The organism is Martinezella miluonensis, from assembly GCF_900094545.1.
Lineage (GTDB): Bacteria > Pseudomonadota > Alphaproteobacteria > Rhizobiales > Rhizobiaceae > Rhizobium > Rhizobium miluonense.
In genome coordinates, this window is sequence record NZ_FMAH01000078.1 from 1 (window position 1) to 14,059 (window position 14,059).

General features: G+C 59.9%; 16 protein-coding genes and 2 pseudogenes. 10 read left to right on the top strand and 8 right to left on the bottom strand.

All coding sequences use genetic code 11. The annotated features are described in order from the left end of the window. Nucleotides 1-291: transposase (locus tag GA0061102_RS31650; RefSeq protein ID WP_139115063.1), on the bottom strand; the 291-nt coding region annotated here is incomplete at its 3' end. 486 nt (nt 292-777) lie between these two features. On the opposite strand from GA0061102_RS31650, the gene GA0061102_RS31655 reads away from it, so the two are divergent. Continuing rightward, nucleotides 778-1,224 (top strand): hypothetical protein, encoded by a 447-nt coding sequence (locus tag GA0061102_RS31655; RefSeq protein ID WP_245298205.1) that lies wholly within the window; start codon nt 778-780, stop codon nt 1,222-1,224. 52 nt (nt 1,225-1,276) lie between these two features. Here GA0061102_RS31655 and GA0061102_RS31660 read toward each other — a convergent pair whose 3' ends face one another. Next, nucleotides 1,277-1,984, bottom strand: coding sequence for a glutathione binding-like protein (locus GA0061102_RS31660; RefSeq protein WP_092856527.1), 708 nt, complete (start codon nt 1,982-1,984; stop codon nt 1,277-1,279). A gap of 214 nt (nt 1,985-2,198) precedes the next feature. Here GA0061102_RS31660 and GA0061102_RS31665 point away from each other — a divergent pair, with 214 nt between their 5' ends. Next, nucleotides 2,199-2,642, top strand: a complete 444-nt coding sequence (locus GA0061102_RS31665; protein ID WP_092856530.1) for a DoxX family protein — start codon at nt 2,199-2,201, stop codon at nt 2,640-2,642. 75 nt (nt 2,643-2,717) lie between these two features. On the opposite strand, the gene hisG is transcribed toward GA0061102_RS31665, so the two are convergent. The 3 genes from hisG to hisS form a co-directional block, all read right to left on the bottom strand. Beyond that, the gene (gene hisG, locus GA0061102_RS31670; RefSeq protein WP_092856533.1) at nt 2,718-3,413 is read right to left on the bottom strand and encodes an ATP phosphoribosyltransferase; all 696 of its coding nucleotides are present in this window, start codon (nt 3,411-3,413) and stop codon (nt 2,718-2,720) included. Further along, nucleotides 3,413-4,531: an ATP phosphoribosyltransferase regulatory subunit gene (locus GA0061102_RS31675; RefSeq protein ID WP_092856536.1), complete on the bottom strand. Its 1,119-nt coding sequence runs from the start codon at nt 4,529-4,531 to the stop codon at nt 3,413-3,415. The genes hisG and GA0061102_RS31675 overlap by 1 nt, the downstream gene beginning before the upstream one ends. 192 nt (nt 4,532-4,723) lie before the next feature. Beyond that, nucleotides 4,724-6,247, bottom strand: a complete 1,524-nt coding sequence (gene hisS, locus GA0061102_RS31680) for a histidine--tRNA ligase (RefSeq protein ID WP_092856539.1) — start codon at nt 6,245-6,247, stop codon at nt 4,724-4,726. A 125-nt stretch (nt 6,248-6,372) separates the two neighbouring features. Here hisS and GA0061102_RS31685 point away from each other — a divergent pair, with 125 nt between their 5' ends. Together GA0061102_RS31685 and GA0061102_RS31690 are read left to right on the top strand one after the other, a co-directional pair. Continuing rightward, nucleotides 6,373-6,900, top strand: coding sequence for a 2'-5' RNA ligase family protein (locus GA0061102_RS31685; protein WP_092856542.1), 528 nt, complete (start codon nt 6,373-6,375; stop codon nt 6,898-6,900). A gap of 242 nt (nt 6,901-7,142) precedes the next feature. Further along, nucleotides 7,143-7,473: pseudogene (locus GA0061102_RS31690) on the top strand (zinc-binding dehydrogenase); the annotation flags it as partial. Nucleotides 7,474-7,521: 48 nt separating this feature from the next. Here the strand turns inward: GA0061102_RS31690 and GA0061102_RS31695 are convergent. Continuing rightward, nucleotides 7,522-8,574 (bottom strand): aldo/keto reductase, encoded by a 1,053-nt coding sequence (locus tag GA0061102_RS31695; RefSeq protein ID WP_092856545.1) that lies wholly within the window; start codon nt 8,572-8,574, stop codon nt 7,522-7,524. 305 nt (nt 8,575-8,879) lie between these two features. On the opposite strand from GA0061102_RS31695, the gene GA0061102_RS31700 reads away from it, so the two are divergent. Next, entirely contained in the window at nt 8,880-9,584 is a 705-nt protein-coding gene (locus GA0061102_RS31700; protein WP_092856548.1) for an HAD family hydrolase, read from the top strand. 3 nt (nt 9,585-9,587) lie between these two features. Here GA0061102_RS31700 and GA0061102_RS31705 read toward each other — a convergent pair whose 3' ends face one another. Continuing rightward, nucleotides 9,588-10,112, bottom strand: coding sequence for a hypothetical protein (locus tag GA0061102_RS31705; RefSeq protein WP_092856551.1), 525 nt, complete (start codon nt 10,110-10,112; stop codon nt 9,588-9,590). Then, nucleotides 10,109-10,738: a DNA-3-methyladenine glycosylase I gene (locus GA0061102_RS31710; protein WP_092856554.1), complete on the bottom strand. Its 630-nt coding sequence runs from the start codon at nt 10,736-10,738 to the stop codon at nt 10,109-10,111. Before GA0061102_RS31710 ends, GA0061102_RS31705 begins: the two co-directional genes overlap by 4 nt. Before the next feature lie 302 nt (nt 10,739-11,040). Here GA0061102_RS31710 and GA0061102_RS31715 point away from each other — a divergent pair, with 302 nt between their 5' ends. From GA0061102_RS31715 to GA0061102_RS33790, 5 genes and pseudogenes are all read left to right on the top strand, one after another. Continuing rightward, the gene (locus GA0061102_RS31715) at nt 11,041-11,823 is read left to right on the top strand and encodes a L,D-transpeptidase (RefSeq protein ID WP_092856557.1); all 783 of its coding nucleotides are present in this window, start codon (nt 11,041-11,043) and stop codon (nt 11,821-11,823) included. Continuing rightward, nucleotides 11,820-11,987 carry a hypothetical protein gene (locus tag GA0061102_RS33080; RefSeq protein ID WP_159432231.1) on the top strand — a complete coding sequence of 56 codons (168 nt, stop codon included), beginning with the start codon at nt 11,820-11,822 and terminating at the stop codon, nt 11,985-11,987. Before GA0061102_RS31715 ends, GA0061102_RS33080 begins: the two co-directional genes overlap by 4 nt. Before the next feature lie 59 nt (nt 11,988-12,046). Further along, on the top strand, nt 12,047-12,745 hold the full coding sequence (locus GA0061102_RS31720; protein ID WP_092856560.1) for a L,D-transpeptidase: 699 nt from the start codon (nt 12,047-12,049) through the stop codon (nt 12,743-12,745). Nucleotides 12,746-13,055: 310 nt separating this feature from the next. After that, on the top strand, nt 13,056-13,727 hold the full coding sequence (locus GA0061102_RS31725) for an outer membrane protein (protein ID WP_092856563.1): 672 nt from the start codon (nt 13,056-13,058) through the stop codon (nt 13,725-13,727). A 180-nt stretch (nt 13,728-13,907) separates the two neighbouring features. Next, nucleotides 13,908-14,059, top strand: a pseudogene (locus GA0061102_RS33790) (IS110 family transposase); the annotation flags it as partial.

Here is a 14,059-nt window from a genome sequence, read left to right on the forward strand (position 1 = left end):
ACGCAGCAGCCACATCGTCTCCACATTACGCCGGCATTCACGCTCCAGTCGCCGGGAGGAGCGCACCTCGTTGAAATAGCCGTAGATGTAGAGCTTCAGCAGATCACGCGGATCGTAGGGGGGACGACCTGTCGAGGCCTCAACCGCTCGCCTGAATCCGAGCTGCGCAACATCAAGCCCATCGACAAAGGCATCGATCACCCGCACCGCAGCATCTGCCGCAACGTAATCCTCGATCCGGGCTGGCAACAGCGACGTCTGACCCCGATCAGTCCCTGAAATGTATCCCATGAAAATGGCCGCATCGTTTCCAATGCGGCCACCTTAATTGATTTGCCGGACTTCTCACACAGGCTGCTCGGGCCGCCCTTTTTGCTGTGCCAAAACAACACTTGCACAAGCTTGGCAAGCTCTCCTGGCAATGCAAATTATGCAACCTCCCCATTGCCGTTTTAAAAAAAGCCCCTATAACTCGCAGCGCAGCGATTTTGGAGAGTTAGCTGCAATGCACGGAAATTTTACTGATTTTGGACAGGATTAACCTGCGGCTTGGCTTGGCCATGACCTTAACGGGTTGGAGTCGTCCGAATTTATTACTTGAAAACGACTTCGCAGGTCGGATCACCATCCGAAGACATTGTTGAGAAATAACAACAACAGAGATGCGGCTCTGTTTTCTTCATGACGGTGCGGCGGGCAAACAGACCTTCCACCCGGTTCATCTGAAATTCAAACGAGACGCGCAGGAGCCTATGCGCTCAAGTGGTGGGGATCAGCTTGTTCAAGATTGCCAAAGCAAATTTTGCCGCACCGTTTGCGCCTGGTTCGCTGGCGTTCGATAGCCACGATCCCGATCTCCTCGCGCAATTCTGCGTTTCCGAAGGCTGGACCGGCGACCTGTCGAGCGGCCTCATCAAGCTCGGGCAGTGGAGCACCATGCTGCATGGGCTGACCTCTTCCGAGTGCGGCCTCCTGAGCCTGATGCACTGTTATGACGCGCAGGACCGCGCGCGCATCCTCGACCTTTTCGAACAGGCGGCAACCGCCGCATCCAGCTTCTGCTATTCCACCACGACCCTTGGCGCCAATGGCCATCGCCAACCGATCTTCTGTGTCGGCGAATCCATCGCCGCGGATGGGAGACACGCCGGCAGCATGGTCGGCATGTTCCTCTTTCCGCGCTTCAAGCTGGAGCCGGGGAGCCAATTGGCGACCCGGCAATAGGCCAGGATGGAACGAGCGCAAGGGCATCCGCCCTCATTGCGCCCAGGCAGCATCAATCCCGCTTTGGAATGTTCAGGCCAACCTGGCTTGCGGGACGCGCAAGGGCGCGCTCCAGCCAGGCCATGACTGCGGGGAAGCTTTCGAATTCGAGAACTTCACGGCCACCATAGAAGACGTCGACTCCGCGAACCCAGGGAAACGTCGTGATGTCGGCGATGGTATAGTCGTCGCCCATAATCCACTCGCGCCCCTGCAGGCGGCTTTCGAGAATACTCAGGAGACGCTTGGCTTCGTCGCGGTAGCGCTCGACCGGATAGGAGTTGTTGGCGACCTTATCGGCGGCAAATTTGAAGAAATGGCCGAACTGACCGAACATGGGGCCAACGCCTGCCATCTGGAAGAAAACCCATTCCAGCGTCTCGTAGCGCCTGGCGGCATCCTGAGGCATGAGCTTGCCGGTCTTCTCGGCGAGATAGACGAGGATCGCACCGGATTCGAACAGGCCGATCGGTTTGCCGTCCGGGCCATTGGGATCGATGATCGCAGGGATGCGGCCGTTCGGGTTCAGCGAAATGAATTCCGGCGACTTCTGATCGTTGGCGCTGAAGGAGACCAGATGCGGCTCATAGGGGAGACCAAGTTCCTCCAGCGCGATCGAGACCTTCACGCCGTTCGGCGTCGGCAGCGAATAGAGCTGGATGATGTCCGGATTGCTGGCAGGCCAGCGCTTCGTGATCGGAAATGACGAGAGGTCGGCCACTGGAATCACTCCTTAAGATTATGATTTGGCGATGAATTGCCGCCACCATAGCCGATATCGCACGGATGGAAAGAGGGCGGTAAATCCGCCATTGTTCAATGATTGTGAACTAATTGTACGCAGTTGTTTATCTTTTCAGCCACCGAAAAATCATGGATATCAGTCTCCAGAAATTGTCGCCACTCAGTCCAAACCCAATTCACTGGAGACCGTCATGTCCAATAGCAACAACATCATCATTCTCGTGGCGCGCATCCTGCTCGCCTTCATGTTCATCTTCGCCGGCTTCGGCAAGCTGACTGATCCGGCCGGCACCGCAGGCATGATCGCCGGCGCCGGCATGCCCTACGCAACCCTCCTCACCTACCTTGCTGGCGCGTTCGAATTCGTCACGGGCGTCTGCGTCCTGATCGGCTTCCAGATCCGCATCGTCGGCTGGCTGCTCGCCGCCTTCTGTGTCTTCACCGGCATCGTCTTCCATCTGGGGACAGTCAACGTTCCGGATTTCCCGGCTGCCGCAAACGGCTGGATCAATGGCCTGAACTTCGTCAACTTCCTGAAGAACGTCACGCTCGCCGGCGCATACATCATGCTCGCCACCAACGGCGCAGGCCTCTACTCGGTCGATGCACGCCGCGGCGCTTACGCAACCGCCTGATCGCTGAGTATCTCCCAAGACAAAAGGCCCGCCGGAATTCCGGCGGGCCTTTTGCGTGAATAGAAAACTGGAAGGTCAGAGCGCGCTGCGCACGGCTGAAATGATGCGCTGGACCATCGGATCGCCTTCGTGGCTTTCCTTGCGCGCGCGCACCAGGCACGCCTCCGAGCGCAGGATGATCCCATCCGACAGGATCTTCAGATGATTGGCCCGCAATGTCGAGCCCGTGGAGGTGATATCGACGATGATGTCGGCGGAGCCGGCGGCCGGAGCACCTTCCGTCGCACCGAGGCTTTCGACGATACGATAGAGCTGGATGCCATGCTGGCTCGAAAAGAACTGCTGCGTCAGCCGCCAGTACTTCGTCGCGACCGTCAGCCTGTGGCCATGACGGGCACGGAAATCAGCGGCGACATCGCCGAGATCGGCCATGGTATCGACATCGAGCCAGATTTCCGGCACCGCGACGACGACATCGGCATGACCGAAGCCAAGCCTTGCGCAGAATTCGACGCGGCGATCGGCCTCCGCCATGCCTTCGCGCACGAGGTCTTCGCCGGTAATGCCGAAATCGACGCTGCCATTGCCGATCTCACGCGAGATTTCCGAGGCCGACAGGAACGCGATCTCGACGCCTTCTAAGCTTTCGACACGGCCGCGATAGGAGCGATCGTTACCAACGGCGACGATGGGCATGCCGGCGCGCTCGAAAACAGCCGAGCAATCGTCCTTCATCCGGCCCTTGGAGGGCAGCGCAATGGTGATGGTCATCAGGCGACCCTCGCGGTTTCGATGCGGTCGAGCCAGAGCGCGAAGCCGACGGCGGGGATATGGTCCCTGGCGCCGAGCAGGGTCATCAGCCGATCGAAGCGGCCGCCGCCGGCGAGCACCGCGCTCGATCCTGCCACCGTCACTTCGAAGACGAGGCCGGTATAATAATCGAGGGGACGGCCGAAGGCCGCGCGATAGTCTATCTTCGAGGCGTCGACACCGGCTTTGGCCAATGCGGCGACGCGGGCATCGAAGCTTTCCATTGCCTTGCCGAGCTTCAGGCCTGCCGCATCGGCAAAGCCGGCCAGGGCCGCAGAGGCGTCCGCCAAAGGCACGCTCAGGGACAGGAACTCTTCCAATACGAGGAATGCGGCGTCATCGAGCCGCGTTTCGGACAGGACCAGCTTCTCGCGAAGACGGCGGGCGATCTCCTGTGGCGAGCGGCTGGCATTGGTGGAGTAGCCGGTTGCCTGCATGGTGGCATCGATATGCCTGATCAGCCCCTGCTCGTCGCCGCGGCTGAGGAAATCGAGCACATGCGCGTCGAGCCCGGTGACAGGCTGCGGGCTTGCCAGACGCGCCAGCAGCGTTTCGAGCTGCATCATGTTGCCGAAGGCGTGGATCAACCGCTTCTGCCAGCCGGATGGCAGTCCGAGCGCCTGCACCACAGCCTCGAACACGGCCTGATCGCCAAGCGTCACCGAGAGCGGCTTGCCCGGAACGAGCCGGTTCAGGAGACCGATGGCATCGCCGATGGCGCGCGCATCGGCGCTTGCGGTGTCGCCATCGCCCAGATCTTCGATGCCGGCCTGATAGAACTCATGGCCGCCTTCGCGGCGCTGGCGAAAGATCTCGCCGAGGTAGGAATAGCGCTTCGGCGTGCCGGTCGCGGTTTCGATATGGCGCAGGCAGACCGGAATGGTGAACTCCGGACGCAGGCAAAGGCTGGCGCCGGTTTCGCTTTCGGTCATGAAGATGCGCCGGCGAAGATCCTCGCCGGCCATGTCGAGAAAGGGTTCGGCCGGCTGGATGATGGGCGTATCCACCCGCTCCGTCCCGCGAACGGCGAACTCGTCCAGCAGATCGCCGGCAAAATCTGGAAGGTTGATCAGGGGCATGGGATAAGAACTCCACTAAAGCCCCTCATCCGGCCTGTCGGCCACCTTCTCCCCGTTTGGACGGGGAGAAGGGGATGGGCGCGCCTTCTATCTCCCCTCACTTCTGTGGGAGCCGATGGACCGCAAGAAAAAAGGTCGTCCCCTCTCCCCGTCAACGGGGAGAGGGCTAGGGTGAGGGGCAAAGCCACACGCTCAGACATTGCCGAGCGCCCTCTTCCGGTCTTCCGCCTGCGCCGCCAATATTGCCTTAACCTTTGCGATGAGCTCGGCTTCCGGCACGGTTTCCTGCGCGACACGGGCTTCACGCCAGCTTGCATTGTCCTCGATCTCGCCGGAGAGGCGCTTGCCTTCGATCAAATCCTTGATCTGGACGACGCCCTCAGCGCGCTCGTCGCCGCCCTGGATGATGGCGATCGGGCAGCCCCGACGGTCGGCATATTTCAGCTGGTTGCCGAACTTCTTCCAGTTGCCCTGGAACATCTCGGCGCGGATGCCGGCAGCACGCAGCTGCTGCGTGAAGCGCTGGTAGCGGCCCATGGCATCGACATCGCCATCCATGACGGTGACGAGTACGGGCTCGATCACCTCCTCAGTGCCGAGCTTGCCAAGGTTCTTCAGCGCCGTCATCAGGCGCGAGACGCCGATGGAGAAGCCGGTGGCCGGCACAGGCTGGCCCATGAAGCGCGAGACGAGCCCATCATAACGGCCGCCGCCGCCGACCGAGCCGAAGACGACCTTCTCGCCCTTCTCGTTGGTGACATCGAACGACAGCTCGGCCTCGTAGACTGGGCCGGTGTAGTATTCGAGGCCGCGAACGACGGACGGATCGATCTTGATGCGATCGGCGTGATAGCCGGCGCTGATGACGAGGCTGCCGATAAAATTCAGTTCGTCGACACCCTCGACGCCGTTGGACGTGCCGGCAACCAGCTCGGCAAGCTGAACGGCACTTTCGGCATAGTCCTTGATACCGACGAAGAAGAGCACCTTCTCGATCTGATCGGCATTGAGACCGGCACCCTTGGTAAAGTCGCCGGACTCATCCTTGCGGCCGGGGCCGAGCAGCAGCGCCACGCCCCCCGGACCGAACTTGTCGAGCTTGTCGATGGCGCGCAGCACGTTCAAGCGCTGAGCAACCTTGTCATCGCCGCCGAGGCCGATCGCCTCCAGCACGCCGTCGAGAACCTTGCGGTTGTTGACGCGGATCACATAGTCGCCGCGCTTGATGCCCAGAGCTTCCAGCGTATCGGCCATCATCATGCACATCTCGGCATCCGCCTGCACGCCCGGTGCGCCGACGGTATCGGCATCGAACTGCATGAACTGGCGGAACCGGCCCGGGCCTGGCTTCTCATTGCGGAAAACATAGCCGGCGCGATAGGTGCGGTAGGGAAGCTGGATCTCGTTGAAATTCTCGGCGACATGACGGGCAAGCGGCGCCGTCAGGTCGTAGCGCAGCGACATCCACTGCTCGTCGTCATCCTGAAGCGAGAACACGCCTTCGTTCGGCCGGTCGCTGTCGGGCAGGAACTTGCCAAGCGCATCGGTATATTCGAACAGCGGCGTTTCGACAGGATCGAAACCATAATGCTCGTAAACCGCCCGGATCTTGGAGGTCATCTCGTTGACAGCGCGAATGTCGCTGGCCGAACGATCGACAAAGCCACGCGGCAGGCGGGCCTTGAGCTTCTGCGGTTTCTTCTGTTTGTCGCTCATATCTAAGGTAATCCGGTACGGGAACAGTGGCGGTTAACTAGCGGATTGGGCTGAATGCGGCAAGGATTGTTCTATGCTAACGACGGACAAACGGACAAAAAGCCAGATGAGGCGAGATAGACACCATGCCACATGCAATCGTTCTGAAATGTGCCAATGACAGCGCCGCTCCGGTTTTGGATCTCTGGCGGCAGGCAAGCAGGTTCGAAACCACGCCATCCATGGAGGCGCTGAACTATCCGCCGCATCTCACCCTTGCCGTCTATGCGGATATCGCTCCCTCCTCGCTTTTTGCGGCTATTCAAAAAGTCTTCAGCGAGATGCCGCCCTTATCGATCGAATTCTCCGGCATCGACCATTTCGCAAACGAGATGCTGGTGCTTTGGGCGCGTCCTGCAGACGATCGAGTCTTGAGGAAAATACACGCCGCCATTCACGACGAGATCGATCCCGCCCTTTGCCATGAGCATTCCCGTCCGGATCGGTGGCAACCGCATTGCACGATCGCGATGAAGATCCCAGCGAACTCGGCGGAACAGGCGCTGAAATGGGCTGCGGGAACGCCGGCCCGATTTACGCTCACCTTCGACACGGTGGATTGCATAAGCTTTCCGCCGGTCGAGATTCTGAATGAGGTCAAGCTGCTGCCTTGATCGCCTCACAGTGTCCCCAAGATGCGATTTGTGCGTGCTTTGGCAGCCGGCGCAGCTCGGCTCCCGCTCATGCGCCTGCTTACGATCCTGACGATGTTGATTGCCTGGCTGAAGAAGCACGGCAAGTAATTCATTCGATCATGGGAGGCTGCACGCGAGCGTCGCCTCTCTCACCGCTCAGTCCATGATTCCAGGCAGGCGTGTTGCCAACTGATCGATGACCACGCGCAAAGGCGCTTGGTGTCCATCACGGCATCGACCACATCATAGAAATCGCCGGCGGGCCGAACTTCGCTCAATCGTTGAAGGCGGTAGCGCCGCATGGCCGGATTTCGGTCATCGGCGTCCTCGAAGACTTCGATATAATCGGTCCTGCGGCACCGCTGCAGTTAACGTCTCCGGTCGTGCAAGGCATCGGTGTCGGCCATCGCCGCTCGCTCGAGGATTTCGCGCGCGGTCGACAGCATCGGCCTGAAGCCCGTCATCGACCATCGCTACGGCCTCGGCGAGGTTCCGACAGCCTTCGATCATCTCGATCGCGGTCCCTTCGGCAAGATCGTCATCGAGCTGTAATAGCCGCCGGGCCGCCACGAAGAATGGCAGCCCGGCTTCTGCATGATATCAGGCTTTCGGCTCGAAAGGCTGCGGCACCCGCAATGTGCCCTGGCGGGCGAGCATCCAGGCGGGATATTCGGGCGCAAGCGCACTGACTTCATCGAGCTTGGCCATATCGTCGGCATCAAGCTTCAGCTTGACTGCGGCGAGATTCTGATCGAGCTGGTCGAGACGCTTGGCGCCGATGATGATGCTGGTGACGAAGGGTTTAGCCAATATCCAGGCAAGCGCCACGGTTGCAACGCTGGAGCCGTGCTTTTCCGCCACTTCACGCATGGCGGCAACGCAGGCCCAGGCACGGTCCTTGTCGACGGGCGGGAAATCGAAGCTTGCACGCCGGCCCTCGCCATTGCCGGGAGCGCCGGGACCATATTTGCCCGAAAGGAGACCGCCGGCGAGCGGCGACCAGACCATCAGTCCAAGCTTCTCTTCCGCCATCAGCGGCACGATCTCGCGTTCCAGATCGCGGCCGGCGATGGAATAATAGGCTTGCACGGTTTCAAAGCGAGCGAAGCCGCGGCGTTCGGAAATGCCGAGCGCCTTGGCGATGCGCCAGGCCTGCCAGTTGGAAACACCGACATAGCGGACGAGGCCGCGCGAAACGAGATCATCCAACGCCCGCAGCGTCTCGTCGATCGGGGTTACCCGATCCGTGGCATGGATCTGATAGAGGTCGATGTGATCGGTCTGCAGACGGTCGAGGCTTGCCTGCACCGAATCCATGATATGGCCACGCGAGGCGCCGCGGTCATTCGGCTTGTCACCCATGACACCATAGACCTTGGTGGCGATAACGACATCCTTGCGGGGCACGCCGAGGTTTTTCAGGGCCTGGCCAAGCAACTTCTCGGAGTTGCCGAAGGAGTAGACATCGGCCGTGTCGATGAAATTGATGCCGGCGGCGAGCGAGCTTTCGACGATCTTGTCGGCCAGCGCCTGGTCGACATCGGCGATCGCACCCCAGAGACTGTTGTTGGGACTGGCTTCACCGAAGGTCATCGTGCCCAGGCAAAGTTCGGAGACGAACATGCCGGTATTACCGAGTTGATTGTAACGCATAGGAGAAAATTCCCTTGTAGCCGGCTGGAACAGGCTTCCGGCCGATGAGTTCTTATCTCTTGGTTATAATTTGGCCTCGGCACGGCGGCGGCTTGTTCGCGCCGCCTTGGAGAGGTCACCAGACAGTCGTCGAAGCCCGGCCCGGAAGCCGGCGCGATCGAGACAGTATCGACATAATGCACCGGAATCCGATTTCAACGCGAGACCTGCTATCGATCACGATGCGGTTACCAGCACTTACACTTGCGTCCCGGACGGCGGAGGATAGACTCCGGAGTTCATCCCTTAAGCGGAACGGAAACACCATGACGCAACGCCCGCTCACCACGATCGGCTTCGATGCCGATGACACGCTTTGGCAGAACGAACAGTTCTACCGGCTGACGGAACTGCAATTCACCGATCTACTCATCGATCATGCCGACAGCGACCATATTTCTGCGCGACTGCTCGAAGCCGAGAAGCGCAATTTGCGCCACTACGGATTCGGCATCAAGGGCTTCACGCTGTCGATGATCGAAACGGCCATCGAAATCACGGAGGGCGAGGTGCCGGCGACCGTCATCGCCCGGATCCTCGACATCGGCCGCGATCTTCTCGCTCATCCCGTCGAAACGCTGCCGCATGTGCGCCAGACGCTGGAAGCCCTGTCCGGCAACTATCTACTGGTGCTGATCACAAAGGGCGACCTTTTCGATCAGGAGCGCAAGCTTGCCCAATCCGGCCTCGGCGATCTTTTCGATGCGATCGAGATCGTCTCGGACAAGAACGCCTCCACATATCGCCGCATCTTTTCCAAGGTGGGAGATGGGCCTGAGCGAGCGATGATGATCGGCAATTCGCTGAAATCAGACATCGTGCCGGCACTCGCCGCAGGCAGCTACGGCGTCTTCGTGCCGCACGAACTCACATGGTCCCTCGAACATGTCGAGGAGCCGACCGAAGCGCCGCGCTTCCGCAAGATCGGTCATCTCGGCGAGCTGTATAGCGTGATCGAGGCCTTGTCTTAGGCCTCACTGTCCCTGCTTCGATCGCGACGGGAAAAGCGTCGGCCCTTGATCCTTCTGCTGATCGGCAGGCTGCTGCTGCGAGGCCGGCGGATTGGGATCGATGAGGATCTCGTAGGGAGCGCCGAGACCGCGGCGGCGGGTGACGCGAGAATAATAAGGCTTGATCAGCCAGGTGGTATCTTCGTTGAGGGTGATGTCGGCGGTGTCGCCATCCTCGTCCGTGCCGAAGAAGGATTCATCATCGTTCGACGACAGATCGAAGATCGCCATAAAGGTGTATTTGCTCTTCGAGCTGAAGGTGATCCGCACATGCTGACCCTTCTTCAGCGGCAGCGTGTAGACCTTGCCCTTGCCGAACTTCGTCCAGCCCGTCAATTTTTCGAGAACGGCCGGGAAACCGAGTTTCTCGATCTTCTCGCCACGATCAAGCTGCGGCAGCGTCTGGCGAGGGGCATCCTCGGCGCTGGCGGCTGCGGCGCCGACCAGTATGAGCATCGCTACCGAAAGGCCGAGCAATATGCCTCTCATGGCCGCACCAATGCACAGCGCATCGCCTCCACCTCTTTCCGGCAATAGCAGCCTTCGATGTGATCGTTCACAAGGCCCATGGCCTGCATGAAGGCATAAACTGTGGTCGGGCCGACAAAGGTCCAGCCGCGCTTCTTCAGATCCTTCGAAATCCGCACTGAGGCCGGTGTCGTCGGATTGGCGCGAAGATGCGCGAAGTCGAAGATCTCGGGACGCTCGGCGGCGCCCGGCTCATGGCTCCAGAAATAGCGTGCGAGCGAACCGAATTCGTCACGCAGCTCGATAGCGCGGCTTGCATTGTTGATGGTGGAAACGATCTTGCCGCGATGGCGGATGATGCCGGCATCGGCGACGCAGCGCTCGATATCGGCCTCGTCGAATTTGGCGACCTTTTCGAAATCGAAGCCGGCAAAAGCGGCGCGGAAGTTCTCGCGCTTGCGCAGGATCGTCAACCAGGAAAGGCCGGATTGGAATCCCTCCAGGCAAATCTTCTCGAAGAGCCTGATGTCGTTGACGACAGGGCGCCCCCATTCCTCGTCATGATAGCGCTGATATTCCGGCAGGTTGCCATGCCAGAAGCAGCGATCTCTGCCATCCTCGCCGGTGATGATGCCCGTTTCAGCCATTTTAGCGATTCGTCTCCCATTTCAGCGCGCACCACCGGAAACCGGCAAGCAACTATCGGATAAAAACAGATCAATCAAACGTTTAAAATCATAGGCGGATTTCAACGAACGCGCATTCCGATTCCTGATTTACCATTTGCAAACCACATTTCCAAACCAGGCGGTAACCCTGATAAAGCTTTATCGGCTTCTCGGCATTTTGATGAATAGATGTTTACCATTCGCTCGCGCGCAGGTGGCACCATAGTCTCGACCGGGTGCTGTCGCGCCCATCCTCGGCCCATGTGTAGAGAGTTTGTCCGATGATGAAACATGTCGTTCTGTGCGCCGCCGGCGCTCTGAGCCTGCTTGCCTCCACCGCCTTTGCCAACGATCGCTACCAGTCGCGCCCGCCTGTTATCGTCAGTCCCGATCTGACCGCCCCCTGGGTAACGCAGCTTAGCGGCGGCGGCGTGCAGCCCGTCGTCTATGCCCGTCCAATGGCACGCCGTGCAGCCGATCCTCGAATGGAACAGCAGGCCTATCCGCAGGTGCGCCAGGTGGTGCAGCCGCGCGGCCTGTTCTCGCGCCCAGTCGTGCAGCAAGTTGCGATGACCCGCCCGCAATATCCGGCAGTCCGCGGCCAGGTCGACCCGCAATTCCTGCCACAGATCGTCGACTACCAGACGAAGGAAAAGCCCGGCAGCATCGTCATCGACACCAATAATCGCTTCCTCTATCTGGTGATGGAGGGCGGCAAGGCACGCCGCTATGGCGTCGGCGTCGGCAAGCCCGGCTTCGAATGGGCCGGCGCGCATACCATCACGCGCAAGCAGGAATGGCCGGACTGGACGCCGCCGTCCGAGATGGTGGCACGGGAGGCCGCAAAGGGACATTATCTGCCGGCCCGCATGGAAGGCGGCGAAGCCAATCCGCTCGGCGCGCGCGCCATGTATCTCGGCTCCACTCTCTATCGCATCCACGGCACCAACGCGCCCTGGACGATCGGCAGCGCCGTTTCCTCCGGCTGCATCCGCCTGCGCAACGAAGATGTCACCGACCTTTACAACCGCGTGAAAGTCGGAACGCGCGTCATCGTGATGTGATCGACCAGCCATCGGAAAACAGCGCGGTGCGCATGGCCGAGGGAGGCCTCAAAGTTCGTCGCGCCGACGTCACCTTTCTCTACACTATTGCTGCGGCTATTCCTCAATCGCTGATAGAAGAAAAGCCTGTTTTTCCGGACCAATCTTTGCAACCGGCATTTTGATCTTGATCCCCTCGTAGGTTTCGGTAGTTTCTTGCCGACTTCAGCGAGGGGAATGCCATATGAGAACAGGACTATCCGTCGTAGCGGCAGGCGTCGTTGCGACTTTTCTTCTTGCGGCCTCGAATGCCGCTGCCTTTACCGCTTCTGCTCCTTCCGCAACGCCAGCCGCACGCAGTGACGTGGTTCGGGTCGCGATGGAACCGCAGGGCCAGGTCAAGCCGCAATTCCAGCGTCGGATGGTCAGGCTGTCGACCAACGAGGTGCCCGGCACGATCATCATCGATACCAATAACAAGTATCTCTATCTCGTCGAAGGCGACAACCGCGCAAGACGATACGGCATCGGCGTCGGTCGCGAAGGCTTCGGATGGTCGGGCGTGGTCAAGGTCGGCCGTAAGGCGGAATGGCCGGGCTGGACGCCGCCGCCGGAGATGCGCGTCCGCGAAGCCAAGAAGGGCCACAAGCTGCCGTCCTATCAAGAGGGTGGTGAGGACAATCCGCTCGGCGCACGCGCCATGTACCTCTATCACAACGGCAGCGACACCGCCTTCCGGATCCACGGAACGAATCAGCCCTGGAGCATCGGCCTGAACATGTCGTCCGGCTGCATCCGCATGATGAACAAGGATGTGACGGATCTCTACGATCGGGTTCCGATCGGCACCAAGGTCATCGTCGTCGGTCCCGGCAACAAGCAGGGCGAAGTCAGCTATCAGGATCGCGGCATCGACGTGCTGAGGACCTTGTTCGGCGGTTGATAGACCGGCCGATCCGCCACTTCTGCGCAGATCCGAGCATAAAGAGCGCCCCGAGCAAATGACACGGCAGAGCCGGCATGCTCGGGGCGCTCGCGACCTCGTACAAATACCGCGTGTCCCCGCCGTTACACGCACTGTTGCGTCATTGTTACAGCCGCAAACCTATCGCGCTACCCTACCGATAAGGGTCATTTACATTCAGTTTCATGTCAGCTCTCCTACCTAAGCCGTCGCTGCTTACCAGTGACTGCAATGGACGCATAACTGACGCGTGTTTAGCTAGCGACACTCTGCCATTCGGGGATTCTACATGCATCGTGCATTTCGTTTCAAACAGCAGGCCGTATCCGCACTTGCGATTTCAGCGTTCTTGTTTGCTGCCGGCTCTGCCTCGGCGGGAATGCAGCTCTCAGGCTATGGCGGCTTTCAAGGCGCGACCGGCGGCAATGTGAAGACATCGGACGGTGCCGATTTCGACCCTGACTGGTCCGGCAAATCCTTCAAGATGCCACCCTATTTCGGCTTCCGGGGCATCTGGTGGCTTGACGATTTCGGCAAGTCGAACTGGGGCGTGTCGCTCGACTACAGCCATGCGAAGGTTTACGGCAATCTCGGCAATACGCCCGGCTGGTCGCACTTCGAGTTCACCGACGGCTTGAACATGCTGACGCTGAACGCGCTCTATCGCTTCCAGGACCCGAGCCGCAACTGGACGCCCTATGTCGGCCTCGGCGCCGGTATCAACGTGCCGCATGTCGAAGTCACCCGCGCCTCGGGCACGACCTTCGACTACCAGTTCGGCGGCGCATCGCTGCAGGCACAGGCCGGTGTCAGCTACCAGCTCTCCCAGCACTGGTCGACCTTCGTCGAATATAAGGGCAACTACAATTTCGTGAACGACGTCTCGATCGACAGCGGCGATACGCTCAAGACCAGGGTCTTTACCCACGCCGTCAACTTCGGCGTCTCGTTCAACTTCTAGAGCAATTCCAGGAAAAGTGCGCAGCGGTTTTCCGTCCGGAATTGCGTAAAAACAATGAGTTAGATGGTGTAACGGGCGGAGCCCGGCCAGCCAGGTTTGAATGGCTGGTGGTCGTCCCTCACAATGATGGTGTCGCGGAGTCAGGAGAGACCTGCTCCATAGCATCACGGAGAGACGACCATGAAGCAGTATGCCGGCATCGACGTATCATTGGAATACTCAAGTGTGTGCGTGGTGGATGCGGATGGCCGCATTGTGCGTGAAGCAAAGGTCCACAGTGAACCCGATGCGCTGATCGCCTGGTTTGGCGAGCACGGCGTGGCGATGGAACG

Coding starts and splice junctions, on each gene's coding strand:
- GA0061102_RS31665 (WP_092856530.1), top strand. CDS start 2,199: ATGTCCAATAGCAACAACATCATCATTCTCGTGGCGCGCATCCTGCTC.
- hisG (WP_092856533.1), bottom strand. CDS start 3,413: ATGACCATCACCATTGCGCTGCCCTCCAAGGGCCGGATGAAGGACGAT.
- GA0061102_RS31675 (WP_092856536.1), bottom strand. CDS start 4,531: ATGCCCCTGATCAACCTTCCAGATTTTGCCGGCGATCTGCTGGACGAG.
- hisS (WP_092856539.1), bottom strand. CDS start 6,247: ATGAGCGACAAACAGAAGAAACCGCAGAAGCTCAAGGCCCGCCTGCCG.
- GA0061102_RS31685 (WP_092856542.1), top strand. CDS start 6,373: ATGCCACATGCAATCGTTCTGAAATGTGCCAATGACAGCGCCGCTCCG.
- GA0061102_RS31695 (WP_092856545.1), bottom strand. CDS start 8,574: ATGCGTTACAATCAACTCGGTAATACCGGCATGTTCGTCTCCGAACTT.
- GA0061102_RS31700 (WP_092856548.1), top strand. CDS start 8,880: ATGACGCAACGCCCGCTCACCACGATCGGCTTCGATGCCGATGACACG.
- GA0061102_RS31705 (WP_092856551.1), bottom strand. CDS start 10,112: ATGAGAGGCATATTGCTCGGCCTTTCGGTAGCGATGCTCATACTGGTC.
- GA0061102_RS31710 (WP_092856554.1), bottom strand. CDS start 10,738: ATGGCTGAAACGGGCATCATCACCGGCGAGGATGGCAGAGATCGCTGC.
- GA0061102_RS31715 (WP_092856557.1), top strand. CDS start 11,041: ATGATGAAACATGTCGTTCTGTGCGCCGCCGGCGCTCTGAGCCTGCTT.
- GA0061102_RS31720 (WP_092856560.1), top strand. CDS start 12,047: ATGAGAACAGGACTATCCGTCGTAGCGGCAGGCGTCGTTGCGACTTTT.
- GA0061102_RS31725 (WP_092856563.1), top strand. CDS start 13,056: ATGCATCGTGCATTTCGTTTCAAACAGCAGGCCGTATCCGCACTTGCG.